Here is a 26,985-nt window from a genome sequence, read left to right as displayed (position 1 = left end):
GTGTTGCAACTCCCGTTTTTCGGGGGTGTTGCAACGACCGCTGGAACTCGCCAAAGACGGGCATTTCGTGTTTAAAACGCCGGACCCGATCCCAATCTCATCGGTGGATCAAGGCTAAGCGGTGTGTCTCTGCGGGCCAGACGAGCGTCACTCGACCGTCTTGATACCGAAGGACGAGGCGAAAACGGTTAATCGAGAATACGTGTCTTATTCAGAAGGCGATGTGATGCCCGGTCCCCGCGGGCTTAATGCTTGCCTCGTAGGTTTCGGCCCGAGTCATCGAACAGGCTCCATCACGCGGAGGACTGGTTTGCCGTTGACGTTCTCCAGCGGGAAGTACACCCGGTGGGTCTCCTGATCGACGGCGACGGTGTGGGCGCCGTCAGCGAGCCGGGCTTTGGCCAGTTCGTGGAGGGCCTTGCCCTGAACTTCAAAAACTGAGACGACGCCGCTTTCGGCCGCCACATAGAGCCGGTGCAGTCCGGCGTCGTAGGCGAGGACATCAGGACTCTGTCCGACATCGATCCGTGCTGTTGTCTCTTTTGATTCCAGGTCTACGACGAGGAGCTTGGCGTTGCCCTCGCACGCGACGAAGGCCAGCCGGTCGGCACCGTCGATGTAGAGTCCGTGGTTGCTTTCGCAGCCGGTCACGCCGATGCGGCCGGTGATCTGGTTGGTGGCTGGATTAACGGTGATCAGCTGGTTGGTGGTCTGGACGTTGATCATGATGTTCCCGCTCACGGGATCGAAGACCGTGTTTCCAGCTTCTCCGCCGATGTCAATGGACCCGGCCGCGGAGCCGGTGCCCACATCGATCACGGTTTCCGCGTGGTCGTGTTCGTTGGAGACGTACGCCCTGCCATGGACGGGATCGTAGGCAATGCCGTCCGGCGTGTTCCCTGTCGGCACCCTGCCGGTGACGGTCAGCGTTCCGGCGTCGATGATGACGGCCTCGTCGGTGCCCGACGCCGAGGCCAACACCCGATGTTGATCGGGGGCCAGGGCAATGCCGTGGACGGAGGCGACGCCGTCTATGGTGGCCAGGACCGAGGGCCCGGCCAGGTCAAGGACGTGCACGGTGCCGTCCCCGAGGTGCGAGATGTAGAGGCGGTTGGTCAAGGGATCGATCACCTGGTAATCCAACCGCGTACTGGCCCCGGGCAGAGGAACGTCCTGAACCAGGGTAAGCGGGAGCTGACCTGACGATTCGGACGCCGGAGGCGCACACCCGGCCAGACCCGCCAACACAATACCCATGAGGGCCGAAGCAATCAGCAGGGTGGGCAGACTGAATGTGTCTTTCATCGGATCCGCCACACCGACCACCGGATCACGACGTCAAAGATCGCTGCGGCCAGCGCCGGCCGCAATGTGGTTCGCACGAATCGGCCGTCTGAGGTTGGGCGCCGTTGCGGCGTGCGACTTTCGGCTGTGCCGCGTTGACGTGCACCGGTCGCGTGAGTCACTCATGGGAGGGTTCGCCCGTGATCAGGTGGTCGGCGTGGTTGATGGTCTCCCGGATGAGCCGGACCAGGTGCCCGTCGTGGAGTGAATAGATGACGTGCCGGCCGTCCTTTCGGGTGTCCACCAGACCGCTGAGACGGAGTTTGGCCAGATGCTGGCTGACCACGGTCCGGGGCACTCCGGCCGTCTCGGTGAGGTCGGTGACGGTCTTCGGTCCGTTGGAAAGCTGCCAGAGCAGGTGCAGGCGGGTCGGCTCTGCCAGCATCCGCAGCGTCCCGGCAGCTGTTTCGAGTAGTTCCGGACCCGGTGCGACCGGGTGGACCAGGGACGGCTGGTCAGGAACCGGGCTGAACGCGCTGTCAGGCTGGCTGCTCAACGGTCTGCTCCTCATTAGCGGGTTCCCCGGATGCCGCGGCGGTGTGCCGGGGCCAGGACAGGAATGCACCTGCACTGCCTATCATCGCAATAATTGTCAGTGCCACGGCAGCCCAGCCCAAGCCCGCGGCGGCGCCGACCCATCCGGCCAGCGGGTAGGTCAGGATGTAGCAGGCGTGGGAGAGGGAGAACTGCGCCGTGAACACATAGGGGCGGGTGTCCTCGGTGGAGGCATCGCGCAGCAGCCGGGACGAGGGCGTGAGGATCGTCGAGTTCGCAGCACCCAGCAGAAACCACAGCCCCAGCAAGAGCCACCACCCTTCCCCAGGGGAGGCCAGGAACGTGACTGCGGCGGCCCCGCCCAGCACCGCCGGGATCAGACCGGCTCCGGTGAGCATCACGGCACGGTCCCCGAACCGGTCCAGGACCCGGGGCGCGGACAAGGCAACGATCATCGAACCGACACCGAAGCAGGCCAAAGCCAGAGCCAGATCGGTCTCGGGCCGGTGCAGGACATCAAGGACGTACACCACCGTATTGACCAGCACCAGCGCCGTCGGGGCGGTAACGACGAGGTTCAGCGCCAGCAGGGACCGCAGCCGCCGGTTCCGCCAGAAAATCCTCGTGCCCAGAGTCGTCCGGTGCCACAACGACGCCTGGGGCCCGACCGGGGCCGCCATCTTCGGGAGGCGGGTAATGGTGACCATAAAGGCCGAGAAGAGGAAGCCGGCGACCGTGCCGATGAACAGCTTGTTGTAGCTGAGCACGGTCAGCAGCAGCGCCGCGGCCGCCGGACTGACAAGTGCCTCCATGTCATAGGCCAGCCGGGACAGGGACAGGGCACGTGTGTAGTCCCGCCCGTCCTTCAGGATCGTCGGGATCAGCGACTGGAAAGCCGGAGTGAATGTCGCGGAGGCCGACTGCAGCAGGAAGATCACCACGTAGATCTGCCAGGTCTCGGTGATGAACGGCAGGCACAGTGCCATGGCCGCCCGGATCAGATCCGCACCGATCAGCACAGGCTTTTCGGCAACCGGGCCACCAGGGCATTGATCACCGGAGCAAGACCCACATAGGCCAGCATCTTGATCGTCAGCGCCGTACCCAGCACAGCCCCGGCATTCTGGCCCGCCAGGTCATAGGCCAGCAGCCCCAGTGCCACCGTAAGCAGACCCGTGCCGATCAAGGCCACGATCTGGGCGGCAAACAGCCGCCGGTAAGTCACATTCCGCAGAACCGAAAGCGTCAAGCCAACCCCTTAAGTGCATATGTGCGCTGTTATGCACCTACTATAGTCCGGTTTCCCCTCCCACCTCCTGTCCTGCAGCCCATAGGGCGTTCTCGATAACGAAGGATTCCGAGAAGGGTTCGGATCGAGAATCGGCTGCCCTGCCCTTCGCAGCGGCAATATGGAAGCCCTGCGGTGGAGACTGACCCGGGAATACATCGACCGCACCTGAATCGTGCTCCTCACAAATAGTGCTCAAAAACGACAGGCAAGCCAGAGGCCTGAATCGAGTTTTGAGAAAAGAGAACTCATCTGGGCGTGTGCCGTAAGCCGGTCCCCCACTGTGATTGTTAGCCGACAATGGCGGTTAATTTTGTGATCTCTCAAGACATCGGTGACAGTTCTGCCTCAGGACACTGGTGACAGTTGATGTCTCAGCACATCGGTGACAGTTCCTTCCGAAAGACGCCCGCTGCGGAAGCGGGTGAGTGACCTGCCGATCCCGACGTATCCGGTGCCTTCCGGCGGCCACGCGTATTCGGCAATGACCTCGCCTTCGGTGTTGGCGAACATGATTTCCTCGAGATCCCAGGCGGCAATGACGATGCGTCCGCCCATCCGCTTGGTCAGGGAGAACATGGTCGTGCCGATCTTGACGACGCCGTTGGAATAGACCCGTAGCTTCCCGCTGCCGGTGTCTGCCGGGTGGGAGATGGTGCCACTGATATTCTCGGGTGCGCCGGTCTCGAGCTGGATTTCCGCGTCCAGGCCGGTTGTGGTGCCGTTCTCCGGTGCTTCCGTGCCGGCATCCACCGCCGGTTGGACCGCCGTGTTGACAGGGGCAGGATGCATGGCTGCCGGCCCTTGCGCCTGCGGCTCGGGAAGAACCGGCAGGGGTTTGGGCCTGGGTGCCTCGGCGACGGCCGTGGCGTCCCACGACTGCTGCGGTGTGATGCGCCCGGGCAGTCCCTGGTGCGGTCGCTCGGTGTTGTAGATCAGGTCAAATCGGTCGACCATCTCCTGCAATTCCAGGTAGGTGGATGCCAGCGGTTGCTTGTCCAGCCACCGGAACAGGGTCTGGTGGAAGCGTTCGTTCTTGCCCTGCGTGGTTGGCTTGTAGGGTTTGCCGGTGATCGCCTTGACCCCGAGCGAGGACACGTAGGTGACCAGTTGGCCTTCGACGCCGCGACGTGAAGGATTTAAAGCCGCTCCGTTGTCCGTCAAAAGCCGTTGCGGTACCCGTGGGCCTCGATGCCCTTTTTCACGACCGCCATGGCCGCTTCGCTGGTTTCACCGGATGCCACGTGGGAGGCGACCGCGAGGCGCGAGTGGTCATCTTGCAGCTGGAAGATCACGCATTTACGCCCACCGGTCAGGACATACTCGGTCGCGTCCAGTTGCCAGCACGCGTTCGGGGCCGGGTAGACGAACCTGCGGTACGAGGCCCGGGGTTTCTTCGCCGGCTCGGACCGCGCCACGTTCTTCTCGCGTAAGATCCGCGCCAGCGAAGCTGGCGAGGGCGCGTGCATCCCCAGGGACACCATTTTGTCGTGCACGCTGATCGGCCCGTGATCCAGCCCGGAGGATTCCAGGACGGCACGCACCCTCAGCGCCTCGTCCTTGAGGTCCTCGGTGAGCTTCGTGGGCGAGGTCTTGGGGCGTCGGGAGCGGGGCTCCAAGGCCGCTGCCTGGCCCTCGTCGCGTGCCCTGGCCCGGATCGCATGGAACGTCTTGCGGGTGATCCCGTGTTCGGCGCAGAACGTGGTGACGGCACCGCGTGGCGCGTCATCGGGCCACTGGGCGATGGCGAGGCGGATACGGGCATTGACAGGCTCATTCTTTTTCACCCGCCATTCTTTGCCACCACCACGGGCCGGCCAAACCCTGTTAACAGGGGCCGAAAAGTGTCACCACCAAAACCGGCCGAAGTGTCACCGATGTCCTGAGGCAGAACTGTCACCGAAGTCCTGCGACATAACAAATGGCGGTTAATTTGCAGATGGTTTGGCGGTTTCTGTGTCCTCAGTGGGTCGCGCGCAGTGGAGGCACCCCTCCTGAGAGCCGGCAGATGGTTCTACGGGCAACCGGTCGGTTTTGGCCCGATGTGTGTCTGGAGGTGGAGACAAGTGGGCAGGAAGGGGCGGGCTCAATCCCTGCAATCAGAGGGTTTTCAATAGCGGAAGGGGGTTCGGACGGTCCACGTTGGCTGGAAGTTCGTTGTGGGTGAAGTTTCCGCCGGGATGACCCTGGCCGACATCCAAGAGTGGTTCGACGACAACTTCGCCGTCGACGCCCGGATTCGTCGTACCGCATGGACCGCACTGTTCCGCATCCACAGCAGGATCGCCGACGGCTTCCGCACCGACAACGCGAAGTGTCCGCCCAAGGTTGCTTTCGCTATGGACTCTTCCGTCTGTGGTGGAGAGACGGCTTTGGGCCACACGTGTCTGACGGCGAGTCGGCCGCCCGGTCAAGGTTCCCGAACGGCATCAGAACCGCCAGCCCTTGATGCGTCTAACCGCCATTCCCTGCCGACAGCCGCACATTGGCGGACTCAATTCGGCGGCATGGAAGGCCCGAGCGCCAGGCCCATGACCGACGGCTCTCCCGGAATCCGCATGAGGACGGGGATTTTTGGGGCACGGAACGGCCGACGTGCGAACGCCTTCGGAAATTTCGTGTGGTCCACTGTTGAAGAAAACGATCTGTGCACTCGACTTCGGACATCTGTGCAGAGGAAAATGACAAGGGCCGCACACGACGGTGGAACTTACCGAACTCTTCGCGGTAGCGCTCGACCGTCTACCGTGTATCAAACGCGCTGGCGACACCACTGCTAGATCTGCTAGATCCAAAAAATTTCACCACCCCAAGCCGAAATCTGCACCGATGCGCCCTAATCGTGAATTTCCGTACCGATCCCCCTCGGACTCCGAATGGGCATGTCCCTCGGAGCCGCCGGGTGGGCACACGGGACATGCCCTCCCCTGGCCGCGGCCACTGGGCACAATCCCACCATGTCCGGTCCTTGCACCAAGGAATGGGCATGTCCCCCGGAGCTGCCGGGCGGGCACGCGGGAACCTAAAGGATCGTGCGGTAGCCCAGGAGCGCGGCCGTGCCCATTCCGCCGGCGATGCTGATCAGGGCCAGGGCAAGCTGTCCTTCCACGGGGTCGCGGCGCGCCTGGGCCAGCAGCCGGGTCACCAGCACCGCGCCGGAGGCCCCGTAGGCGTGGCCCAGAGCCAGGGCGCCGCCGTCGAGGTTGGCGCGTCCCGGGTCGATCCCCAGCCGGTCCAGGCACGCGAGGGCCTGGGAGGCGAAGGCCTCATTGAACTCCACCAGCCCGATATCCCCCGCGGAGAGGCCCTGCGCCGCCAGCAACCGTTCCCCGGCCGCCGCCGCGCCGATGCCCAGCAGTTCCGGGTCCACCCCGGCGGTGTCGGTGCCCAGCACCAGGAGCCCGTCGCGGGCGCCGAGTCCGCGCGCCCGTTCCACCGAGGTGATCACGACGGCGGCAGCCCCATCGGCGTCAAAGCAGGAGTTGCCCGCAGTGACGGTACCGCCCGCCACGAACGCGGCCGGGAACCGCGCCAGCAGCGCCGCACTGAGCCGCGGGCGGGGGCCGTCGTCGTCGCGGACGCTGTCCTCGACGGCGCCGGAACCGTCGTCCCCGACGGCGCCGGAACCGGCTGCCGCCGGACCGGGCAGCGGTATGATCTCTCCCTCGAACACGCCGGCGGCCGCGGCGGACAGCGCCCGCTGGTGGCTGCGGAGCGCGAAGGCGTCCTGCCGTTCCCTGCTGATGCCGAAGCGGCCGGCCACGTTCTCAGCCGCCACCCCCATGTCCGGATCGCCGTGGCCACGCGGTGTGAACTGGGCCCGGGCGAAAAACTCGGGTGCGCCGTCGCCGCCGCGGTGTGCCCGGAGCGGCGCGGTGCTGATGCTCTCCACCCCGCCGGCGAGGTAGATGCCGCCGCCGCCGGCCGCCACCAGCCGGGAGGCCAGCACGATCGCATCCAGTCCGGAACCGCATTGCCGGTCCACCGTGACGCCGGGGACGCTGACTGGCAGTCCGGCCTCCAGCGCCGCGAGCCGGGCCACGTTGCCGCCTCCGCCGACGGCGTTCCCGATCACGACGTCGGCCACCGCTTCCGGGGCCACGCCGGCACTTTCCAGCAGGCTGCGCAGCACGGGGGCCAGCAGTTCGTGGGCGCGGAGCCCCTTCAGGGCGCCGTTGGCGCGGCGGAGCGGAGTCCTGCGGGCGGCGATGATCACCGGCTGGCGGTCCTCCGGGAGGAGAGGCGTGCCAGCCGATGCGGGTTGCGCCCCTAGCCTAGGCAAGGCGCCGGATCCGGGTGTCTTTGGCGGTGACCCAGTCGAGCAGGAGTTGCCTGCTGACTTTTCCCCGGTCCGTCAGGGGAAGTTCGGCCAGGGTGAAGTACTCCATCGGCCGCTTGTTCCGTGCCAGCACGTCCTCGATGCCGGCCTTCAGTGCGGTGGCGCTCAGGGCGCCGTGGGACGGCACCACCCCGGCAATCACGCGCTGGCCGCGGACGTCGTCGGGCATGCCGGCGGCGACGGCAGCCGCGACGCCGGGGACGGATGCCAGGGCCAGCTCGATTTCGTGCGGGTAGACGTTTGTGCCGGCGGTGATGATCATGTCCGAGCGCCGGCCCAGCATGTGCAGCGTCCCGCAGGACAGGTAGCCCTGGTCCCCCACGGTGAACCAGCCGTCGAAGCAGCGCAGGGCCTGCCCGTCGTCGCCCCAGAGGTAGCCGTCGCTGACCATGCCGCTGCGGACGCAGATGTTCCCGTCGCGACCGTCCGGGAGTTGGGTTCCGGCGTCGTCCAGGATCCGGATCTCGACGCCGGGGAACGGCCGCCCGATGCCGGTGCCGCCCAGCTCCGGGGTCTCGCCGGGCCGCAGGCCGGAGCCGGAGACGAAGCTGAGCTCCGAGGCGCCGTAGTACTCGAAGATGGTGGCGTTGGGCGCCCAGCGGCGTGCCGCTTCGAGGGTCCGTGCGTCCAGTTTGGAGCCGGCGCAGATGATGCTGCGGAGCCCCGAGCCGTCGACGCCGCCGGTGAGGCCGCGCTCGCTGAGCAGCCTGAGCATGGTGGGGACCAGGACCAGCCGGGTGATGCCGTCGTGGCTGACCGCGGCGTGCGCGTCGCCGACGTCGAACTGCTCCAGGGTGTGGAACTCGGCACCGGCGTAGAGGCATTCGGCCAGGGCATACAGGTTCAGGCTGGCGGCCAGCGGGCCCGGAGCCAGGGTCCTGTCCTCCCGGGAGAGGCCGAAGAACTCGATCGAGGCGTCGAACGACTGCTGCCAGGAGCGCCGGGACCGGGTGAAGGCCTTCGGGACCGAGGTGGTGCCGGAGGTCAGGCCGATCAGGAACGGCGAATCGGGCGGCCCGTCGGCCAGGTCCTGCCCAAGGTCCGGGACCGGCACTGCCCCGGGTCCCGCGGGGCGCCCCGGAACCGCGGGCCCCGGAACCGGCGCCGCCGCGGGCCGAAACGTTTCCGGGATCCGCTCCGCGATCCCGTCCTGCAGCTGCTGTGGCCAGGCCGGATCCAGCACGGCGCAACGACGCTCCCCGGCCACGGCCGCCGCGAAGGCGACGGCGAAGCGCAGGGGGTTCTGTTCCGACAGGACGGTGACCGCGGGCGCCGCGGGAACCAGCGCCGCGGCGGCGTCCCGGAGCTCCGCCCAGCCCAGGCGCTGCCCGGCCGCGGCGACGGCGGTGCCGTCGGGGAGCTCGTCGGCCCAGCGCTGTAATCTGTCGAGAAAAGGCATCGGACCAACTTTACCGGCCGGGGGCGCCGCCGGTGCCGGTGCGGGATATTGTGACCTTATGAGTTTCAACGACAACGTCCAGCTGGACCCGTCACAGGTGCAGGACCGGCGCGGCATGGGCCGCGGAACCAAGATCGGCGGCGGCATCGGCGGCGGAGTCATCCTGCTCCTCGCCGCCCTGTTCGGCATCAATCCCCAACTCCTCGAAGGCCTGACCGGCACCACCGCGGGCCAGCAGGGGCAAAGCCAAGGCTCCGCCCCGGCCTGCGGCACCGGCGCCGATGCCGACGCCCGCCTGGATTGCCGGATCGTCGGGACCGTCAACAGCCTCAATGCGTTCTGGCCGGATTATCTGGCCCAGTACAACACGAAGTACCCCCGCCCGGAGACGGTGATCTTCACCGGCGGAACAAACACCGGCTGCGGCGCCGCGACCTCGGAGGTGGGCCCGTTCTACTGCCCGGCCGACACCACGGCGTACTTCGATCCGGGCTTCTTCCAGGAACTTGTGGACCGCTTCGGGTCCTCCGGCGGACCGCTGGCGCAGGAATATGTGGTGGCCCACGAATTCGGCCATCATGTCCAGAACCTGCTCGGCAACCTGGACCGCGCCCAGCAGGATCCGCAGGGCCCGCAGTCCGGTGCCGTGCGCGTGGAACTCCAGGCCGACTGCTACGCCGGCCTGTGGGCCCACTACGCCACCACCACGAACGATCCCCATACCGGGCAGCCGTTCCTGGATCCGCTCAAGGAAAAGGATCTGCAGGACGCGCTGTCCGCCGCCTCGGCCGTGGGCGACGACCGCATCCAGAAGGCCGCGACGGGCCGCGTCTCACCCGAGTCCTGGACCCATGGCTCCAGCGCGCAGCGGCAGAAATGGTTCTATCGGGGCTACACCACCGGCGACATCAACCAGTGCGACACCTTCGGCGTCGCCACCCCCTAGCCGCATCGGTTGCTCCACAGCTGCCGTTCTGGCGCTCCAGAAGGGCAGTTGCGGAGCAATCGATGGGGTTTCGAGGCTATTCCAGACCGGCGCCGTGCTCTCACACCGGCCATATGACGAATATGGCCGCAAAGAAGCCGTCATTCCGGCCATATCCGGCAATCGGCTGCCCGCCTTGGCTACCTCCCGTCGTGCTAAAAGGGGCCTCCGCCGCCGAGGGTCCCTGGCCGAAGCGAAGCGAGGCTAGGGAGGCGGTGGGGATCTAGATGTTGAAGCCCAGGGCGCGCATCTGGTCACGGCCGTCTTCGGTGATCCGCTCGGGGCCCCACGGCGGCATCCAGACCCAGTTGAGCCGCCATTCGTCGACGATCCCGTCCAGGGCCTTGCCGACCTGCTCCTCGATCACGTCGGTGAGCGGGCAGGCGGCCGTGGTGAGCGTCATGTCGATCAGCAGGGCGCCGTCGTCGTCCGAGTATTTCAGGCCGTACAGCAGGCCCAGATCAACGATGTTGACCCCCAGTTCCGGGTCAATCACATCCTTGAGCGCCTCTTCGACATCCTCGAGGCCCGTGCGGGCCTCCTTGATTTCCGTCATGGCAGAGTCCTAACTAGGCCTGTGCTGCCGCGGTGGCGGCAGCGATCGTGGCTGCCCCGGCGCCGGTGGCGTAGCGGTCGTAGCCTTCTTCTTCGAGGCGGTCGGCAAGCTCGGGGCCGCCCTCTTCGACAACCTGGCCGTCAACGAACACGTGCACGAATTCCGGCTTGATGTAGCGCAGGATCCGGGTGTAGTGGGTGATGAGCAGGGTGCCCATGTTGCCCTCGGCCTGGGCGCGGTTGACGCCCTCGGAGACAACCTTCAGTGCGTCGACGTCCAGCCCGGAATCGGTCTCGTCCAGGATGGCGAACTTGGGCTTGAAGAGCTCCAGCTGGAGGATCTCGACGCGCTTCTTCTCGCCGCCGGAGAAGCCTTCGTTGACGTTGCGCTGGGTGAAGTCGGCGTCGATGCGCAGCTCCGCCATGGCGGCCTTGACTTCCTTCGTCCAAGTGCGCAGCGCCGGGGCCTTGCCGTCGATGGCGGTCTTGGCGGTGCGCAGGAAGTTGGTCATGCTCACGCCCGGGACCTCGACGGGGTACTGCATGGCCAGGAACAGGCCGGCGCGGGCGCGGGCGTCGACGGTCATCGCGAGGACGTCTTCGCCGTCCAGCCTGATGGTGCCGGAGGTGACGTTGTAGCGCGGGTGGCCGGCGATGGTGGACGCCAGGGTGGACTTGCCGGAACCGTTGGGGCCCATGATGGCGTGCGTCTCACCGGTCCTGATGGTCAGGCTGACGCCCTTCAGGATTTCCTTGACGCCCTGCTCGGTGTCAATGCTGACGTGCAGGTCCTTGATCTCAAGAGTCGACATATGTCTTGTTCTCCTCTGCACCGTGCGCTCCGGCACTGTGCGGTTTCTGGTCGATAAGTTTTCTGGTGCGGGTTGCCGGCTGCAGGCAGCTAGCTGAAGGTCGGAGCCTCGGCACCGTTCAGGACGTTGGTGACGTCAACGTAGACGTCGTCGCCCTGGATGGTGACGGCAAACACAGGAACGGGATCATAGGCCGGCAGCTGGAGCGGCTCGCCGCTGCGCAGGTCGAACTGGGAACCGTGGCCCCAGCACTCGATCTTGCAGCCTTCAACCTCGCCTTCGGAGAGGGAGATGTCCGCGTGCGAGCAGGTGTCGCCGATGGCGTGGATCTCCCCCATCGAGTCCTTCACGATCGCTACCGCGTAGTCGTCGATCAGGATCCGCAGCGCCTGCTTGAGCTGGATCTCGCTGGCGTTGCAGACCAGCTCGCCCTTTGGCTGTTCAGTCATCTGATGCTTTCCTGTGTCTTCTAGTGCTGCGCACTAGCTGTTCGTTGCCGCAAGTTCGCGCTCGACGGCGGCCGTGAGGCGCTCCTCGATGGCGGGAACCTTGATCTGCTGGATGATCTCGTTCAGGAAGCCGCGGACCACCAGCCGGCGGGCCACCTCTTCAGGGATTCCGCGGGCCATCAGGTAGAACAGGTGCTGGTCGTCGAAGCGCCCGGTCGCGCTGGCGTGGCCGGCACCGGCGATCAGGCCGGTCTCGATTTCGAGGTTCGGCACGGAGTCCGCGCGGGCGCCGTCGGTCAGGACCAGGTTGCGGTTGGCCTCGTAGGTGTCGGTGCCCTCTGCCTCCTTGCGGATCAGGACGTCACCCACCCACACGGTGTGCGCATTGCGGCCCTGCAGGGCTCCCTTGTACAGCACGTTGGACTTGCAGTTGGCCACGGCGTGGTCCACGAACAGGCGCTGCTCGAGGTGCTGGCCGGCGTCGGCGAAGTACAGGCCGAACAGTTCCACTTCGGCGCCCGGGGCGGTGAAGCGGGCCGACGGCGTGACCCGCACCAGGTCGCCGCCGAGGCTGACGACGATGTGCTTGAACCGTGAGTCGCGGCCGAGTTTCACCTGCTGGGAGGAGGCGTGCACGGCGTCGTCGTTCCATTCCTGGAGCGAGATGACGGTCAGCTGAGCGCCCTCCCCGACGACGATCTCCACGTTCTCGGAGACGACGGCGGTGCCCTGGTGGTCCAGGACGACGACGGCTTTGGAGTACTTTTCCGCCACGATGACGAGGTGCTGCGCGGAAGCCCCGGTGCCCTGGCCGGTCAGCACGACGCTGATTTCGCCGTCGGCCTGGACCTCGGCGGGAACCGTGATGACCGTGGCCTCGGAGAAGTTCTCCCAGGCGTTCGCGGAGACGCGGTCCTCGGGGATTCCGGCGGAGCCGATCCGGCGGTCATCGCGTCCCACGGTTTCCACCGTGACGTGCTCCGGAGCGGTGACGGCCACGGACGGAGCGGCGCCGTTGAGGACGTCGGTGTGCAGTCCGCGGAGGCGCTTGAGCGGGGTGAACCGCCAGTCCTCCTCCATGCCGGTCAGCGGCTTGAAGTCCGCCAGCTGGTAGGAGGTCAGGCGGCCGGCGCGTGAGCTGTCCGGAATGCCGACGCCGCCGCCGTGCGAGTGGCGCTTGACGGCGTCGCCCGCGAGCGGCGCCTTGGACTCCGCGGCGTTCACGGGCGAGAGGCTTTCGCCTTCCTCGGTGAAACCGTTGATGAACGGCTGGGCTGAGGGCGCGCCGATGCGGGCCTTTTCAGTAGTGATGTCAGTCATTAACCGACCGATCCTTCCATCTGCAGTTCAATCAGTCGGTTCAGCTCGAGGGCGTATTCCATCGGCAGCTCGCGGGCAATGGGCTCGATGAAGCCGCGGACGATCATCGCCATGGCCTCGTCTTCGCGCATGCCGCGGGACATCAGGTAGAACAGCTGCTCTTCGCTGACGCGCGAGACCGTGGCCTCGTGCCCCATGGTGACGTCATCCTCGCGGATGTCGATGTAGGGGTAGGTGTCCGAACGGCTGATGGTGTCCACCAGGAGGGCATCGCAGCGGACCGTGTTGGCGGAGTGCTTGGCGCCTTCACGGACCTGGACCAGGCCGCGGTAGGCGGCGCGGCCGCCGCCGCGGGCCACGGACTTGGAGATGATCGAGCTCTTGGTGTTGGGCGCGATGTGGACCATCTTGGAGCCGGTGTCCTGGTGCTGGCCTGCCCCGGCGAATGCGATGGAGAGGGTTTCGCCCTTGGCTCCTTCGCCCACGAGGTAGACGGCCGGGTACTTCATGGTGACCTTCGAGCCGATGTTGCCGTCGACCCACTCCATGGTGGCGTTCTCTTCGCAGATGGCGCGCTTGGTGACCAGGTTGTACACGTTGGTGGACCAGTTCTGGATGGTCGTGTAGCGGACGCGGGCGCCCTTCTTCACGATGATTTCCACGACCGCGGAGTGCAGCGAGTCCGAGGTGTAGATCGGCGCGGTGCAGCCCTCGATGTAGTGGACGTAGGAGTCCTCGTCCGCGATGATCAGGGTGCGCTCGAACTGGCCCATGTTTTCCGTGTTGATGCGGAAGTAGGCCTGCAGCGGGATGTCCACGTGGACGCCCTTGGGGACGTAGACGAAGGAACCGCCGGACCAGACGGCCGTGTTCAGCGACGCGAACTTGTTGTCGCCCACGGGGATGATCGTGCCGAAGTACTCCTGGAAGATCTCCGGGTGCTCGCGCAGGGCGGTGTCCGTGTCCAGGAAGATGACGCCCTGGGCTTCCAGGTCCTCGCGGATCTGATGGTAGACAACCTCGGACTCATACTGTGCTGCGACGCCGGAGACGAGGCGGCTGCGCTCGGCTTCCGGGATGCCGAGCTTCTCGTAGGTGTTCCGGATGTCCTCGGGAAGGTCTTCCCAGGTGGCGGCCTGCTTCTCGGTGGACCGCACGAAGTACTTGATGTTGTCGAAATCGATGCCGGACAGGTCGGCACCCCACGTCGGCATGGGCTTGCGGTCGAAATACTTCAGACCCTTGAGGCGGAGGTCAAGCATCCATTCCGGCTCGCTCTTCTTGGCCGAAATGTCGCGGACGACGTCCTCATTGATGCCGCGGCGGGCGTTCGCGCCGGCGTCGTTCTTGTCGGCCCAGCCGTACTCATAAGTGCCGATTCCGTGGAGCTCGGGATTCTTTTCCAGAATCTCCGAAATCACAGTAGAGTCAGCAACCTTGTTCTCTGATAGTTGGTCCGTCATCACGGCCTTTCTTGCAGATGGTTGGATACTTCGTCCAGGCGGTCCGGGGCGGCCGCGGGGCCGTGGGGCCCCCTGGCAGCCGGACGGCCTGTGGGTATGTGGGTGGTGCAGACGTGGCCGCCGCGCGCCAGGGTGGAGAGCCTGCGCACGTCGACGCCGACCAGCCGGGAGAACAGTTCGGTCTCCACATCGCAGAACACCGGGAATTCCGCGGCCAGCTGCTGGATGGGGCAGTGTCCCTGGCAGAGCTGGACGCTGGAGAGCGCCGCCGGGAGCGGAGCCTTGGCCTCCATGGAGGCCGCCGATGCGACGAACCCGTCGCGGCTCAGCGCCCCGGACAGTGCCCGGGCGCGTGCCGTGATGTCCGCGCCGGCCGCCTCGATTTCCGGGGCGTAGCGGCGTTCCATCGCGGCGAAACGCTCGACGGCGAACTGCCGGACCGATTCCGGGCCGGCCATCTCACCGAGGCGCCGCAGCGCGGAGGCGGCGATGTCCAGGTAGTCGTCGCCCAGCGACGACTGGCCCTGCGAACTGAGGACGTAGCGGCGGGCCGGACGCCCCGCCCCGGCACCGGCGCGGGCAACCCGCTTGACCTCGATCACGCCGTCGCGCGAGAGATGGTCGAGGTGGCGGCGCACCGCGGCGGGCGTGAAGCCGAGCAGGTCGCCGAGTTCGGCGGCGCTGATGGGGCCGTGCTCCAGGACGGCATTGAGGACGCGGTCCTTGGTGCGTTCCTCGACGTCGGCCGCGGCAAAGCCGGCCACGGGAAAGCCAGCCGGGGCGGAAACTGCCGCCGGTGCTGCCATGGTGGCGCCTGGCAGGGCGCCGCACGAGTCGCCGCGCGGGCCGGCGTCCGGCACAACGCGCAGATCGCCGCGCCCGGCGAGGGCGCCGGAAGTAGAGGGGCTCATGGAATACACAACACAATCATGTCGTAATTTACTCCCGCGATCCAGTAAGGCATGGCTTCCCTCCTTCCACCGGAAGAGCGGCGGGAAGAGCGGCGGGGAGCTCCGCGGGAAATAACACGGGAAATCCGGCCGCGGCTCCAGGCCCGGGCCGACGCGTACTACATCACGTAGAATGCTTTGGTGCGATCCCCCGAATCCCCCGTCCTGTCCATCAACGGGCTAGTCAAGGATGTAGGTCCACTGCCTACCCTCGACGGCAAGATGCTGCGGGTGGTCAGCGGCATTTCCCTCGTTGCCGAACGCGGGCAGATCACCGCGCTGCTGGGAGCCAACGGCGCCGGCAAGACGACCACCATCGAGTGCGCCCAGGGCCTGCAGAAACGCACCGCCGGCAGCATCAGCCTGCTCGGCCAGGACCCGGATACGGCCGGCGCAGGACTCCGGGCACGCGTCGGCGTGATGCTCCAGGACGGCGGGCTCCCGCCGTCGGCCCGCCCGGTTCCACTGCTTGAGCACATCGCCGGCATGTACCAGGACCCGTGGCCGGTGGCGGACCTGATCCGGCGCCTGGGCATCGACAGCTTCAGCCGGACCTCGGTCCGCCGCCTGTCCGGCGGGCAGAAGCAGCGCCTCGCCCTCGCCGCGGCCCTCGCCGGCAACCCCGAGGTGCTCTTCCTGGACGAACCGAGCGCCGGCCTGGACCCGCAGTCACGCCAGCTCGTGTTCGAGCTCATCGCCGAACTCCGCGACCGCGGCATGGGGATCATCCTGACCACCCACCTCATGGACGACGCCCAGCGCCTCGCCGACTACGTCTACATCATCGACGCCGGCCGGAACGTGGCCGAGGGCACCGTGGCGCAGCTGCTGGCGCACGAGCTGCAGCCCGGCGCCGGCGAACAGCACATCAGGACCCTCCTGTTCGACGCCGACCCGGGACTGGACTTCACCGGCGTGCTGCCCGACGCCGTCGACGTCAAGGAAGCCCGCGCCGGGAGCTACGCGGCCACGGGCGCCCTCACCCCGGCCGACCTGGCCGCCCTCACCGCCTGGTGGGCGGCGCGCGGCATCATGCCCAGCTCCTTGAGCCTCGAGGCCCGCAGCCTGGAAGACGTCTTCCTGGACATCTCCGGAAGGGAAATCCGATGACCCCCGTCCCTGGCCGTTCTTCAGCGGACACCACCTCAACGGGCACCCCGTCACCGGGCGGTGCCCCGGCCCCGCTCCTGCGCCGGATCCTGCTGCAGGGCCGGTACGAGACCGTCACCATGCTGCGGAACGGCGAACAGCTGATCCTCGCCGTCGTCCTGCCGCTGCTGGCCATGGTGGGGCTGACCGTGACTCCGCTGCTGGACGGGCTCGGTGCCAGCCGGATCAACGTCGCCGTCCCGGGCATCCTGGCCCTCTGCGCCATGTCCACCGCCTTCACTGGCCAGGGGATTTCCACCGGCTTTGACCGGCGGTACGGCGTCCTCCGCTTCCTCTCCACGACCCCGCTGGGCCGCACCGGACTCATCGCCGGCAAGGTGCTTGCCGTGCTGGCGGTCCTGCTCCTGCAGGTCCTCGTGGTCACCGCCGTGGCCCTGCCGCTGGGCTGGCAGCCGGACCCGCTGGGCTGGCTGCCCGGACTGGCGCTGCTGGTGCTGGGCGCTGCGTCCTTCACGGCCCTGGGGCTGCTCGTGGCAGGCACCGTCCGGCCGGAGGCGACGCTGGCGATCACCAACCTGCTGTGGATCCTGCTCGGGGCCCTCGGCGGCATCGTCATCCCCTCCGAACGGCTGCCCGCCCTCGCCCAGGCCGCGGTGCATTTCCTGCCTTCGGGCGCGCTCGGACAGGCGCTGAGGGATGCCTTCCTGCACGGCAGCATCAACGCCGGTTCCGTCATTGTCCTGCTGCTCTGGACGGCGCTTGCCGGCGGCGCAGCATCCCGTTGGTTCAAATGGAATTGAGAATACTGTGAGCACGGCGTCCCGCCCTCCCCGGATCGTCTCCCGGATCACGTCCCGGCTGCCCCTGACCGTCGACAAGACGGTGAAACGGATGGCGGTGCTGTCCCTGATCGGCCAGACCGTCCTCGTCGTGACCGGCGGCGCCGTCCGGCTCACCGCCTCGGGCCTGGGCTGCCCCACGTGGCCGCGCTGCACCGACACTTCCCTCGTCAACACCCCGGAAATGGGCATCCACGGATTCATCGAATTCGGCAACCGGCTGCTCACGTTCGCCCTCGCCGTCGTCGCGGTGATGATGCTGGTGTACCTGTGGAACCTCCGCAAGGAACGCCGCGACCTCTTCCTGCTCGCATTCGGCCTGCTCGCGAGCATCCCGGCCCAGGCCGTCCTCGGCGGCATCACGGTGCTCACCGGGCTCAACCCGTGGGTGGTGGGACTGCACTTCCTGGTCTCCATGGCGCTCGTGGTCTTTTCGACCCTGCTGGTCAACCGGGCCTATGGCCGGACCGGCAGGTTCCGGGAACAGCCGCTGCCGGCCCTCCCGGGCGCCGCGCGGCCGGTGATGGACGCCGTCGCGCTCTTCTCCGCCGCGGCGGTGTGCCTCGGTATCGTCGTGACCGGCGCCGGCCCCCACGCGGGCGACGCCAATGCGCCGCGCAACGACCTGGACTGGGACCTTTTCGCGCATATCCATGCCGTGCCGGCCTATCTGGTCACCGCCGGGGCACTGTTCGGCGTGTTCCTGGTGCTCCGCGGCCGGATTGCGGGACCGTTCCGCACCGCGGTGTTCCTGCTGCTCGGCGTCACCGTGCTCCAGGCCGCCATCGGCTTCACCCAGTATTACAACGGCATCCCGGCGTTGCTCGTCGGGGCCCACATGCTCGGCGCAGCCCTGCTGATGAGCGCCGCGACCAACACCGCAGACCTCGCCCGTTCCAGCCGGGTGGAATAGATTTGTGACATAGGCTAGCCAGCGGGACGGCCGCAGCACGGCCACGGGACCCGGACCCGGAGGCCAAGGGCAGAGGAGGACGCTGACGGTGAACGCGTTCCTGGAAGGCATCCTGAACATCAGCCCCGTCCTTGCCTTCACGATCGTGGGATGTCTGGTCTTCGCCGAGGACGCCCTCTTCATCGGATTCCTGATTCCGGGCGAGACCGCCGCGGTCCTGGGCGGCGTCGTCGCCAGCCGCGGGCAGGCCGCCCTCTGGGCCATGATGGCGGTGGTGGTCCTGGCCGCCATCGTCGGCGACACCGTCGGCTATGAGGTGGGCAAGCACCTCGGGCCGCGCATCCTTGATTCCCGGGCCCTGCGGAAACGCCGGGCGAAACTGGAGGCGGCGCAGGACTTCCTGCGCCGCCGCGGCGGCTCCGCCGTCTTCCTCGGCCGCTTCGTCGCGTTCTTCCGCGCCGTCATGCCGGCGCTGGCCGGGAGTTCGCGGATGCACTATCCGCGCTTCCTGGCCTTCAACGCCGCCGGAGGCCTGGTCTGGGGGACCATTTTCGTCCTGCTCGGCTTCTTCGCCGGCAATTCCTACGAGGCCGTGGCGAAGGCCGCCGGCCGGGACATCACCGCCGGCGTCCTGCTGGCAGCCCTGGCCGCCGTCGTGGTCTGGCGGATCCGCAAGGCCCGCCGGGAACGCCGGACAAACAACGCGGGGTCACCTACGGCCCATCCGGAGCGCCGTGATGGGCCGTAAATGACCCCGCGTTGCTGTTGCGGAGGCGGGAGGACCGTCAGCGGCCCATGACGGCCGGACCCACGAACGGGTCCACGGCCAGGGCGATGAAGAGCAACGTCAGGTAGCTGATGGAGCCGTGGAAGACCTTCATGGCGCCCTTGTCGGAGACGTCCCCGCCCTGGGCGCGGGTGTGCAGCGCGTGCGATTCGTAGAGGAACCAGGCGCCGGCGGCGACGGCGGTGACGGTGTAGACCCAGCCCGCGCCGCCGGCCGGAACCAGCAGCAGCGAGCACGCCACCATGGCCCACGCGTAAAGGACCACCTGCACCGAGACCACCTTGGCGCCGGCGATCGCACCGAGCATCGGCACGTTGGCGTTGCGGTAGTCCTCGCCGTAGCGCATCGAGAGCGGCCAATAGTGCGGCGGCGTCCACAGGAAGATCACCATGAACAGCACGACGGCGGGCCACTGAACCGTGTTGGTCACGGCGGCCCAGGCAATCAGCACGGGGAAGCAGCCGGCGGCACCGCCCCAGACGATGTTCTGGGCGGTGCGGCGCTTGAGGATCATCGTGTAGATGACGACGTAGAAGACGATGGCGCCGAGCCCCAGCCAGGCCGAGAGAGGGTTGGCGCCGAACCAGAGGATCGCGATTGCCGCCGCGCCCAGCAGCCAGGAGAAGACGAGGGCTTCGCGCGGCGTGACCTCGCCGGTGACCAGCGGCCGGTTCTCGGTGCGGTGCATGAGCTTGTCGATGTCGCGGTCCAGGTAGCAGTTGAAGGCACCGGCGCTGCCGGCCGCGAAGGCCCCGCCCACGAGCGTCGCCAGGATCAGCCCGACCGGGGGGAAGCCGCGCTCCGCGTAGATCATGGTGGGAAGCGTGCTGACCAGCAGGAGTTCGATGACCCGGGGTTTTGTCAGCGCCAGATACGCCTTGGCTTTGCGGGCGAAGCCGGTTCTTCCCGGGACAGGGGAGGCGTTCAGCGGCGTATCTGTTGTGCTCACGGTGGCAGTCACTCTGTTCTGTCTGGCTGTTCAGTCCGGCTGGTTTCGCAGCGGCCGGGGGTCCGCGCTCACTGCGCACGGGTGTCCTCGCCGCCGTCGGAAGCCACCACCCATCATACCGTGGTGCCGCAGCCGGCGGAGCCGCAGAACAACCCGCAGGACAACCCGCAGAAAAGCCGGGAGAACAGTCCGCAGGACAACCGGGAGACGGGTGCCGTGATTCCGGCAGATTAACGCGGGCTCACCGGAGCCGCGCCGGGCGGTGATTCATATAAGCGAAAAACCGGTCCAAAACGTGAGATATACGCTGCCCAGAGTGTGGAATGGGGCTAAGCTGTCTGCAGATCAGCGCACACGGGTGATAGCCGAAATGGGCGGCCCTGCATGTGCACATGTGCCTTTGCGCGTGCGCCTGAATGATAGATCAACGTTTCGATGGTGAACGGCTGGTAGGAACCGCAGCGGGCACCGAACTGTGCCCGGGGCACGACCGGCCGTACCACTCACCGTCAGCACAGAGAGGGGCCGGTTTTTCGTGCCACATTTGGAAGAGCAAGAACTGTCATGGACCACCTTGGACCAGCGCGCGGTGGACACTGTCCGCGTGCTGGCCGCCGACGCGGTGGAGAAGGTCGGCAACGGCCATCCCGGCACCGCGATGAGCCTGGCTCCGGCCGCGTACCTGCTCTTCCAGAAGATGATGCGGCATGACCCGGCGAACCCGGACTGGCTGGGACGGGACCGGTTCGTCCTGTCCCCGGGCCACACCTCCCTCACCCTGTACATCCAGCTGTTCCTCTCCGGCTACGGCCTGGAGCTGAAGGACCTGGAGACGCTGCGGACCTGGGGTTCGCTGACCCCGGGCCACCCGGAGTACAGGCACACCGCCGGCGTGGAGATCACCACCGGCCCGCTGGGCCAGGGCCTGGCCTCCGCCGTCGGGTTCGCCTACTCCCAGCGCCGGATGCGCGGCCTGTTCGACGCCGACGCCGCCCCGGGCACCAGCCCGTTCGACCACACCATCTGGGTGATCGCCTCCGACGGCGACCTGCAGGAAGGCGTCACCTCCGAGGCGTCCTCGCTCGCCGGGCACCAGGAACTCGGCAACCTCGTGGTGATCTACGACGAGAACCACATCTCCATCGAGGACGACACCGACATCGCCTTCACCGAGGACGTCCTGGCCCGCTACGAGGCCTACGGCTGGCACACCCGGCGCGTGGACTGGACCAGGACCGGGGCGTACAAGGAGGACGTGCAGGAACTCCACGCCGCCCTCGCCGCTGCCAAGGCAGAGACGTCCAGGCCCTCCATCATCTCGCTGCGCACCATCATCGGCTACCCGGCACCGAAGAAGCAGAACACCGGCAAGATCCACGGCTCCGCCCTGGGCGCCGAGGAAGTCAGGGGCGTCAAGGAGATCCTCGGGTTCGACCCGGAGCGTTCCTTCCAGGTCGACGAGGACGTCCTGGCCCACACCCGGACAGTGCAGGACCGCGGCGCGGCCGCCCGCCGCGCATGGCAGGAGAGCTTCGAGGCCTGGCAGGCCGGCAACCCCGAGGGTGCCGCCCTGCTGGAACGTGTCGAGGCCCGCAAGCTTCCGGCCGGGCTCGACGCGGCCCTCCCGGTGTTCCCGGCCGGCAAGGACGTCTCCACCCGCGCCGCCTCCGGCAAGGTCCTGAACGCCATGGGCCCGGTCATGCCGGAGCTGTGGGGCGGCTCCGCCGACCTCGCCGAGTCCAACAACACCACGATCGAAGGCTCGGCCTCGTTCGTCCCGGCGTCCAAGCAGACGGACGCCTGGAAGGGCAACCCGTACGGCCGGGTGCTGCACTTCGGCATCCGCGAGCACGCCGCGGCGGCGATCGTGAACGGCATCTCCCTGCACGGGGCGACCCGGGCGTTCTCCGGCACGTTCCTGATCTTCAGCGACTACCAGCGCCCGGCGATCCGCCTCGGGGCCCTGATGGGCGTCCCGTCCCTGTACGTCTGGACGCACGACTCCATCGGCCTCGGCGAGGACGGCCCCACGCACCAGCCGGTGGAGCAGCTCGCCTCGCTGCGCGCCATCCCGGGCCTGGACGTCGTCCGCCCGGGCGACGCCAACGAGGTCGCCGCGGCCTGGAAGGTCATGCTCGAAAACCACGGCAACCCCGCCGGCATCGTGCTGACCCGCCAGAACATCCCCACCTACGCCCGCGGCACCGGCGACGCCGGCGGCGACACCTTCGGCTCCACCGCGGGGGTCGCCAGGGGCGGCTACGTCCTGGCCGAGGCATCGAAGGACGGCAGGACCGCCGAGGCCCGGGTCATCCTGATCGGCACCGGCTCCGAGGTCCAGCTCGCCGTCCACGCCCGCGAAGCCCTGCAGGCCGAGGGCATCCCCACCCGGGTCGTGTCCATGCCCTGCGTGGAATGGTTCAACAAGCAGGACGCCGCCTACCGCGAAACGGTCCTGCCCGCCGCGGTCAAGGCACGCGTCTCGGTCGAAGCCGGCCTCGCCCTGGGCTGGAAGGAATTCGTCGGCGACGCCGGCCGTTCCATCAGCCTCGAGCACTTCGGCGCCTCGGCCGACTACAAGCGGCTCTTCCAGGAATTCGGCATCACCGCCGAAGCCGTCACCGCCGCCGCCAAGGAATCCCTCGCCACCCTCACGGCCTGATCCACCCGATCCCCCCGCGGGTCCACGGACACAGTCTTCAAGGACCCAGACCTCCAGGAGTTATGACATGACTACCACCCCCAGCTCTTCCCCCACCTCTTCCCCTACTCAAGAGCTCTCCGACGCCGGCGTCTCCATCTGGCTCGACGACCTCTCCCGCGGACGCCTCAATACCGGCAGCCTGCGCAAACTGATCGAAGAGAAGAACGTCGTCGGTGTCACCACGAACCCGAGCATCTTCCACGCGGCCATCACCACCGGCCACGACTACGACGCCAAGATCGCCGCGATGGCGGCAGCCGGCGCCGGCGTCGACGAGACCGTCTTCGCGATCACCACGACCGACGTCGCCGACGCCTGTGACCTCTTCGCCCCCGTGGCCGCCGCCACCAAGGGTGTCGACGGCCGCGTCTCGATCGAGGTGGACCCGCGGCTCGCGTGGGATACCGCCGCAACCATCGCCGAAGCCAAGCACCTCTACGGCCAGGTCAACAAGGACAACGTCTACATCAAGATCCCCGCCACGCTCGAAGGCCTCGAAGCCATCACCGCAACCCTGGCGGCCGGCATCAGCGTGAACGTGACCCTGATCTTCTCCCTCGAGCGGTACCGCGCCGTCATCAACGCGTTCCAGTCCGGAGTGGAGCAGGCCAAGGAAAACGGCCATGACCTCTCCAAGATCCACTCGGTGGCATCCTTCTTCGTATCGCGCGTGGACACCGAAATCGACAAGCGGCTCAACGCGATCGGCACCGACGAAGCCCGGGCCCTGAAGGGCAAGGCCGGCGTGGCCAACGCCCGCCTCGCCTACCAGATGTACGAGGAACTCTTCTCCACCGAACGCTGGGCGCTCCTCGCCGACGCCGGCGCCCTCCCCCAGCGCCCGCTGTGGGCCTCCACCGGCGTCAAGGATCCGGCCTACCCGGACACCATGTACGTCACCGAACTCGTCGCCCCGGGCGTCGTGAACACCATGCCGGAGAAGACCCTCGACGCCACGTTCGACCACGGCGCCATCACGGGCAACACCGTCACCCGCGGCTACGACGACGCGAACGCCACGCTCAACGCCCTCGACGCGCTCGGCATCTCCTACAACGACGTTGTCGCGGTGCTCGAGTCCGAGGGCCTGGACAAGTTCGTCGCCAGCTGGAAGGAACTGCTGGGCGATGTCGAGGCAGCCCTTGCCGCCGCACGGAAGGACGCCTGAACCACATGACGACTCTCAGCTACGACGCCTCCGGCGCAGCCCGCCAGGCCCTCGACCAGCACCTGCCCGCCCTGCTCGAGGACAAGATCGCCACCCGGATCTTCGCCAAGGACGCCACCCTGTGGGGCCCCGACGCCGAGGCTGAGGCCTCCGTCCGGCTCGGCTGGGTGGAGGCGGCCACCGTCTCCGCGCCGCTCGTGGCTGACATCCTCGCGCTCCGCGATGCGCTGCGGAACGAGGGCGTCACCCGGATCGTCCTCTGCGGCATGGGCGGCTCGTCCCTGGCCCCCGAGGTCATCGCCGGAACCGCCGGCGTCGAACTGACGGTACTGGACAGCACGGATCCCGAACAGGTCGCGGCCGCCCTGGCGGACCGGCTCACGGAGACGGCCATCGTCGTATCCTCGAAGTCCGGCTCCACCCTGGAAACGGATTCCCAGCGGCGGATCTTCGAGCACGCCTTCACCGAAGCCGGCGTCGACGCGAAGAGCCGGATCATCATCGTCACGGATCCGGGGTCGCCGCTGGATAACGCATCCCGCGAGGCAGGCTACCGTGCCGTCTTCAACGCGGACCCGAACGTCGGCGGGCGCTACTCCGCCCTCACCGCGTTCGGGCTCGTCCCCTGCGGCCTGGCCGGCGTCGATATCCAGGCCTTCCTGGACGAGGCCGAAGAAGCCGCCGAGGTCCTCAACGATGACTCCGGGGAGAATATCGGCCTCGCCCTGGGCGTGGCCCTGGGCGGCACCAACCCGCTGCGCAACAAGATCGTGATCGCCGAGGACGGCTCGGGGATCGTCGGCTTCGCGGACTGGGCCGAGCAGCTCATCGCCGAATCAACGGGCAAGCTGGGCACCGGCGTGCTGCCGGTTGTGGCCGGGCCGGCCTCGCCGGAGGCCACCCTCGGCGCCCCGGACGTGCTGGTCATCCGGCTCGTCGCCGCGGACGCCGACGTCGAGCTCGGCGAAAACGAGGTCGCGATCGCCGGCGGCCTGCCCACCCAGATGATGGCGTGGGAATTCGCCACCGCCGTCGCCGGGCGCCTGCTCGGCATCAACCCCTTCGACCAGCCCGACGTCGAGGCCGCCAAGGTGGCCGCCCGCGGCCTGCTCGACGCCCAGCCGGAACCGGTGTCCGCGGACTTCACCGACGGCGCCATCGAGGTCCGCGGCGGCGACTGGCTCGGCAGCAGCGCCACCGCGGCGGAGGCGGTCGGCGCCCTGCTCGCCGAACTAGGCCCGGACGGCTACCTCAGCGTCCAGGCCTACTTCGACCGCCTCGCGTACGCCCCGCTGGAAGGCGTCCGTGACCAGCTGGCCGCCATCACCGGCCGGCCCGTCACCTTCGGCTGGGGCCCGCGCTTCCTGCACTCCACCGGGCAGTTCCACAAGGGCGGACCGGCCATCGGCGCCTTCCTGCAGGTCACCGCCGCGTCACCGACGGATCTCGCGATCCCGGACCGCCCCTTCACCTTCGGGGAGCTGATCTCGGCGCAGGCCGCCGGGGACGCCCAGGTCCTGTCCGAACACGGCCGGCCCGTCCTCCGGCTGCACCTCACGGACCGCGCGGCCGGCGTCAAGCAGTTGCAGGACCTCGTCACGACGCTGGCCAGCCAGGCAGCGCCCGCCCCCGAAAGCTAAGGCACGCACCCCACCATGCCAGAAACCCAGAACACCAGCCGGCCGGGGGGCCAGGGGCGCAATCCGCTCCGGGATCCGCGCGACCGGCGGCTGAACCGTATCGCCGGGCCGTCGTCGCTGGTCCTCTTCGGGGTCACGGGCGACCTTGCCCGCAAGAAGCTCATGCCCGCCGTGTACGACCTGGCGAACCGGGGGCTGCTGCCGCCCAGCTTCGCCCTTGTCGGCTTTGCCCGGCGGGACTGGGACAACGAGGACTTCGCCGCCGAGGTCGAGGCCGCGGTCCGGGCCTACGCCCGGACCCCGTTCGATGACATGGTGTGGGACCAGCTGTCCCAGGGCATCCGGTTCGTCCAGGGCGAGTTCGACGACGACGCCGCCTTCGAGCGGCTCCGCGACACGATCAAGGAACTGGACGAAAACCGGGGCACGCGGGGAAACCACGCGTTCTACCTGTCCATCCCGCCGAAGGCCTTCGAGCTGGTCTGCCGGCAGCTGTCCAAGCACGGCCTGGCCCAGGCCGGGGAGGACCAGTGGCGCCGGGTGGTGATCGAGAAGCCCTTCGGGCACGACCTGGCCTCGGCCCGGCAGCTCAACGACATCGTCGAGTCGGTCTTCCCGCCGGACGCGGTGTTCAGGATCGACCACTACCTGGGCAAGGAGACGGTTCAGAACATCCTCGCGCTGCGCTTCGCCAACCAGCTCTTCGAGCCGCTCTGGAACGCCAACTCCGTGGACCACGTCCAGATCACCATGGCCGAGGACATCGGCACCGGCGGCCGCGCCGGGTACTACGACGGCGTGGGCGCGGCCCGCGACGTGATCCAGAACCACCTCCTGCAGCTGCTCGCGCTGACCGCCATGGAGGAGCCGATCTCCTTCAACGCCGATGACCTGCGCGCGGAGAAGGAAAAGGTCCTCGCCGCGGTCAAGCTCCCCGCGGACCTGTCCGCGCACTCCGCCCGCGGCCAGTTCACCGGCGGCTGGCAGGGCGGGGAGCAGGTCGTGGGGTACCTGGAGGAGGACGGGATCCCGGCCGGCTCCCGGACCGAGACGTATGCGGCGATCCGGGTGGACATCAACACCCGCCGCTGGTCCGGGGTGCCGTTCTACCTCCGTGCCGGCAAGCGGCTCGGACGCCGGGTGACGGAGATCGCGGTGGTGTTCAAGCGGGCACCGAACCTGCTCTTCACCGACCACGCCGAGGACGACTTCGGCCAGAACGCCGTGGTGATCCGGGTCCAGCCCGACGAGGGCGCCACCATCCGCTTCGGGTCCAAGGTCCCCGGCACCCAGATGGAGGTCCGCGACGTCACGATGGACTTCGGCTACGGCCACTCCTTCACCGAATCCAGCCCGGAGGCCTACGAACGGCTCATCCTGGACGTGCTGCTGGGCGAACCGCCGCTCTTCCCCCGGCACGCGGAGGTGGAACTGTCCTGGAAGATCCTGGACCCCTTCGAGGACTACTGGGCATCG

At 67.7% G+C, this 26,985-nt stretch carries 20 protein-coding genes and 2 pseudogenes; 9 read left to right on the top strand and 13 right to left on the bottom strand.

Annotation, left to right across the window (positions count from 1 at the left end; translation table 11 throughout):
- Nucleotides 1-276: 276 nt before the first annotated feature.
- The 6 genes and pseudogenes from J9611_RS12400 to J9611_RS12375 all read right to left on the bottom strand — a co-directional run bounded on the left by J9611_RS12400 (nt 277) and on the right by J9611_RS12375 (nt 8,865).
- Nucleotides 277-1,131, bottom strand: a complete 855-nt coding sequence (locus tag J9611_RS12400) for a YncE family protein (protein WP_307857087.1) — start codon at nt 1,129-1,131, stop codon at nt 277-279.
- Between the two features lie 331 nt (nt 1,132-1,462).
- The gene (locus tag J9611_RS12395; RefSeq protein ID WP_246527745.1) at nt 1,463-1,840 is read right to left on the bottom strand and encodes an ArsR/SmtB family transcription factor; all 378 of its coding nucleotides are present in this window, start codon (nt 1,838-1,840) and stop codon (nt 1,463-1,465) included.
- A pseudogene (locus J9611_RS12390) lies at nt 1,824-3,088 on the bottom strand (MFS transporter). Before J9611_RS12390 ends, J9611_RS12395 begins: the two are co-directional and overlap by 17 nt.
- A 387-nt stretch (nt 3,089-3,475) precedes the next feature.
- A pseudogene (locus J9611_RS12385) lies at nt 3,476-4,914 on the bottom strand (integrase core domain-containing protein).
- A gap of 1,235 nt (nt 4,915-6,149) precedes the next feature.
- A complete protein-coding gene (locus J9611_RS12380; protein ID WP_211880586.1) occupies nt 6,150-7,343 on the bottom strand; it encodes a thiolase family protein in 1,194 nt (397 codons plus the stop codon).
- A 58-nt stretch (nt 7,344-7,401) separates the two neighbouring features.
- Entirely contained in the window at nt 7,402-8,865 is a 1,464-nt protein-coding gene (locus tag J9611_RS12375; protein ID WP_211880585.1) for an AMP-binding protein, read from the bottom strand.
- Between the two features lie 58 nt (nt 8,866-8,923).
- Here J9611_RS12375 and ypfJ point away from each other — a divergent pair, with 58 nt between their 5' ends.
- Complete coding sequence (gene ypfJ, locus J9611_RS12370; RefSeq protein ID WP_211880584.1) at nt 8,924-9,811, top strand: KPN_02809 family neutral zinc metallopeptidase; 888 nt, start codon at nt 8,924-8,926, stop codon at nt 9,809-9,811.
- Between the two features lie 262 nt (nt 9,812-10,073).
- Here ypfJ and J9611_RS12365 read toward each other — a convergent pair whose 3' ends face one another.
- From J9611_RS12365 to J9611_RS12340, 6 genes are all read right to left on the bottom strand, one after another.
- Nucleotides 10,074-10,406 (bottom strand): metal-sulfur cluster assembly factor, encoded by a 333-nt coding sequence (locus J9611_RS12365; RefSeq protein WP_211880582.1) that lies wholly within the window; start codon nt 10,404-10,406, stop codon nt 10,074-10,076.
- A 13-nt stretch (nt 10,407-10,419) separates the two neighbouring features.
- Complete coding sequence (sufC, locus tag J9611_RS12360; RefSeq protein ID WP_211880580.1) at nt 10,420-11,217, bottom strand: Fe-S cluster assembly ATPase SufC; 798 nt, start codon at nt 11,215-11,217, stop codon at nt 10,420-10,422.
- Nucleotides 11,218-11,306: 89 nt separating this feature from the next.
- Entirely contained in the window at nt 11,307-11,666 is a 360-nt protein-coding gene (locus tag J9611_RS12355) for a non-heme iron oxygenase ferredoxin subunit (protein ID WP_211880578.1), read from the bottom strand.
- A 33-nt stretch (nt 11,667-11,699) separates the two neighbouring features.
- The gene (sufD, locus tag J9611_RS12350; protein ID WP_211880576.1) at nt 11,700-12,986 is read right to left on the bottom strand and encodes a Fe-S cluster assembly protein SufD; all 1,287 of its coding nucleotides are present in this window, start codon (nt 12,984-12,986) and stop codon (nt 11,700-11,702) included.
- Nucleotides 12,986-14,449, bottom strand: a complete 1,464-nt coding sequence (gene sufB / locus J9611_RS12345) for a Fe-S cluster assembly protein SufB (protein WP_246527743.1) — start codon at nt 14,447-14,449, stop codon at nt 12,986-12,988. The genes sufD and sufB overlap by 1 nt, the downstream gene beginning before the upstream one ends.
- A complete protein-coding gene (locus tag J9611_RS12340; RefSeq protein ID WP_211880591.1) occupies nt 14,449-15,255 on the bottom strand; it encodes a helix-turn-helix transcriptional regulator in 807 nt (268 codons plus the stop codon). Before J9611_RS12340 ends, sufB begins: the two co-directional genes overlap by 1 nt.
- 285 nt (nt 15,256-15,540) lie before the next feature.
- Between J9611_RS12340 and J9611_RS12335 the strand changes: the two genes are divergently transcribed.
- From J9611_RS12335 to J9611_RS12320, 4 genes are all read left to right on the top strand, one after another.
- The gene (locus J9611_RS12335) at nt 15,541-16,509 is read left to right on the top strand and encodes an ABC transporter ATP-binding protein (RefSeq protein ID WP_211880574.1); all 969 of its coding nucleotides are present in this window, start codon (nt 15,541-15,543) and stop codon (nt 16,507-16,509) included.
- The gene (locus tag J9611_RS12330; RefSeq protein WP_246527741.1) at nt 16,506-17,309 is read left to right on the top strand and encodes an ABC transporter permease; all 804 of its coding nucleotides are present in this window, start codon (nt 16,506-16,508) and stop codon (nt 17,307-17,309) included. The genes J9611_RS12335 and J9611_RS12330 overlap by 4 nt, the downstream gene beginning before the upstream one ends.
- Before the next feature lie 7 nt (nt 17,310-17,316).
- Nucleotides 17,317-18,261 (top strand): COX15/CtaA family protein, encoded by a 945-nt coding sequence (locus J9611_RS12325; protein ID WP_211880572.1) that lies wholly within the window; start codon nt 17,317-17,319, stop codon nt 18,259-18,261.
- A gap of 88 nt (nt 18,262-18,349) precedes the next feature.
- Nucleotides 18,350-19,009, top strand: coding sequence for a DedA family protein (locus J9611_RS12320; RefSeq protein WP_211880570.1), 660 nt, complete (start codon nt 18,350-18,352; stop codon nt 19,007-19,009).
- A gap of 37 nt (nt 19,010-19,046) precedes the next feature.
- On the opposite strand, the gene J9611_RS12315 is transcribed toward J9611_RS12320, so the two are convergent.
- Nucleotides 19,047-20,009 (bottom strand): heme o synthase, encoded by a 963-nt coding sequence (locus J9611_RS12315; RefSeq protein WP_211880568.1) that lies wholly within the window; start codon nt 20,007-20,009, stop codon nt 19,047-19,049.
- Between the two features lie 532 nt (nt 20,010-20,541).
- Here J9611_RS12315 and tkt point away from each other — a divergent pair.
- The 4 genes from tkt to zwf form a co-directional block, all read left to right on the top strand.
- Nucleotides 20,542-22,659, top strand: a complete 2,118-nt coding sequence (tkt, locus tag J9611_RS12310; RefSeq protein ID WP_211880566.1) for a transketolase — start codon at nt 20,542-20,544, stop codon at nt 22,657-22,659.
- A 67-nt stretch (nt 22,660-22,726) separates the two neighbouring features.
- The gene (tal, locus tag J9611_RS12305; protein ID WP_211880565.1) at nt 22,727-23,869 is read left to right on the top strand and encodes a transaldolase; all 1,143 of its coding nucleotides are present in this window, start codon (nt 22,727-22,729) and stop codon (nt 23,867-23,869) included.
- 5 nt (nt 23,870-23,874) lie between these two features.
- Complete coding sequence (locus tag J9611_RS12300) at nt 23,875-25,509, top strand: phosphoglucose isomerase-related protein (protein WP_211880563.1); 1,635 nt, start codon at nt 23,875-23,877, stop codon at nt 25,507-25,509.
- A 15-nt stretch (nt 25,510-25,524) separates the two neighbouring features.
- On the top strand, nt 25,525-26,985 hold a 1,461-nt coding region (gene zwf / locus J9611_RS12295), incomplete at its 3' end, for a glucose-6-phosphate dehydrogenase (protein ID WP_211880561.1).

The sequence above is a fragment of the Pseudarthrobacter albicanus genome, from assembly GCF_018224015.1.
Taxonomy (GTDB): domain Bacteria; phylum Actinomycetota; class Actinomycetes; order Actinomycetales; family Micrococcaceae; genus Arthrobacter; species Arthrobacter albicanus.
Note: the sequence above shows the minus strand (reverse complement) of the source record. Positions and strands in the feature narration are given on the sequence as shown.

Coding starts and splice junctions, on each gene's coding strand:
- J9611_RS12375 (WP_211880585.1), bottom strand. CDS start 8,865: ATGCCTTTTCTCGACAGATTACAGCGCTGGGCCGACGAGCTCCCCGAC.
- ypfJ (WP_211880584.1), top strand. CDS start 8,924: ATGAGTTTCAACGACAACGTCCAGCTGGACCCGTCACAGGTGCAGGAC.
- J9611_RS12365 (WP_211880582.1), bottom strand. CDS start 10,406: ATGACGGAAATCAAGGAGGCCCGCACGGGCCTCGAGGATGTCGAAGAG.
- sufC (WP_211880580.1), bottom strand. CDS start 11,217: ATGTCGACTCTTGAGATCAAGGACCTGCACGTCAGCATTGACACCGAG.
- J9611_RS12355 (WP_211880578.1), bottom strand. CDS start 11,666: ATGACTGAACAGCCAAAGGGCGAGCTGGTCTGCAACGCCAGCGAGATC.
- sufD (WP_211880576.1), bottom strand. CDS start 12,986: ATGACTGACATCACTACTGAAAAGGCCCGCATCGGCGCGCCCTCAGCC.
- sufB (WP_246527743.1), bottom strand. CDS start 14,449: ATGACGGACCAACTATCAGAGAACAAGGTTGCTGACTCTACTGTGATT.
- J9611_RS12340 (WP_211880591.1), bottom strand. CDS start 15,255: ATGGCAGCACCGGCGGCAGTTTCCGCCCCGGCTGGCTTTCCCGTGGCC.
- J9611_RS12330 (WP_246527741.1), top strand. CDS start 16,506: ATGACCCCCGTCCCTGGCCGTTCTTCAGCGGACACCACCTCAACGGGC.
- tal (WP_211880565.1), top strand. CDS start 22,727: ATGACTACCACCCCCAGCTCTTCCCCCACCTCTTCCCCTACTCAAGAG.
- J9611_RS12300 (WP_211880563.1), top strand. CDS start 23,875: ATGACGACTCTCAGCTACGACGCCTCCGGCGCAGCCCGCCAGGCCCTC.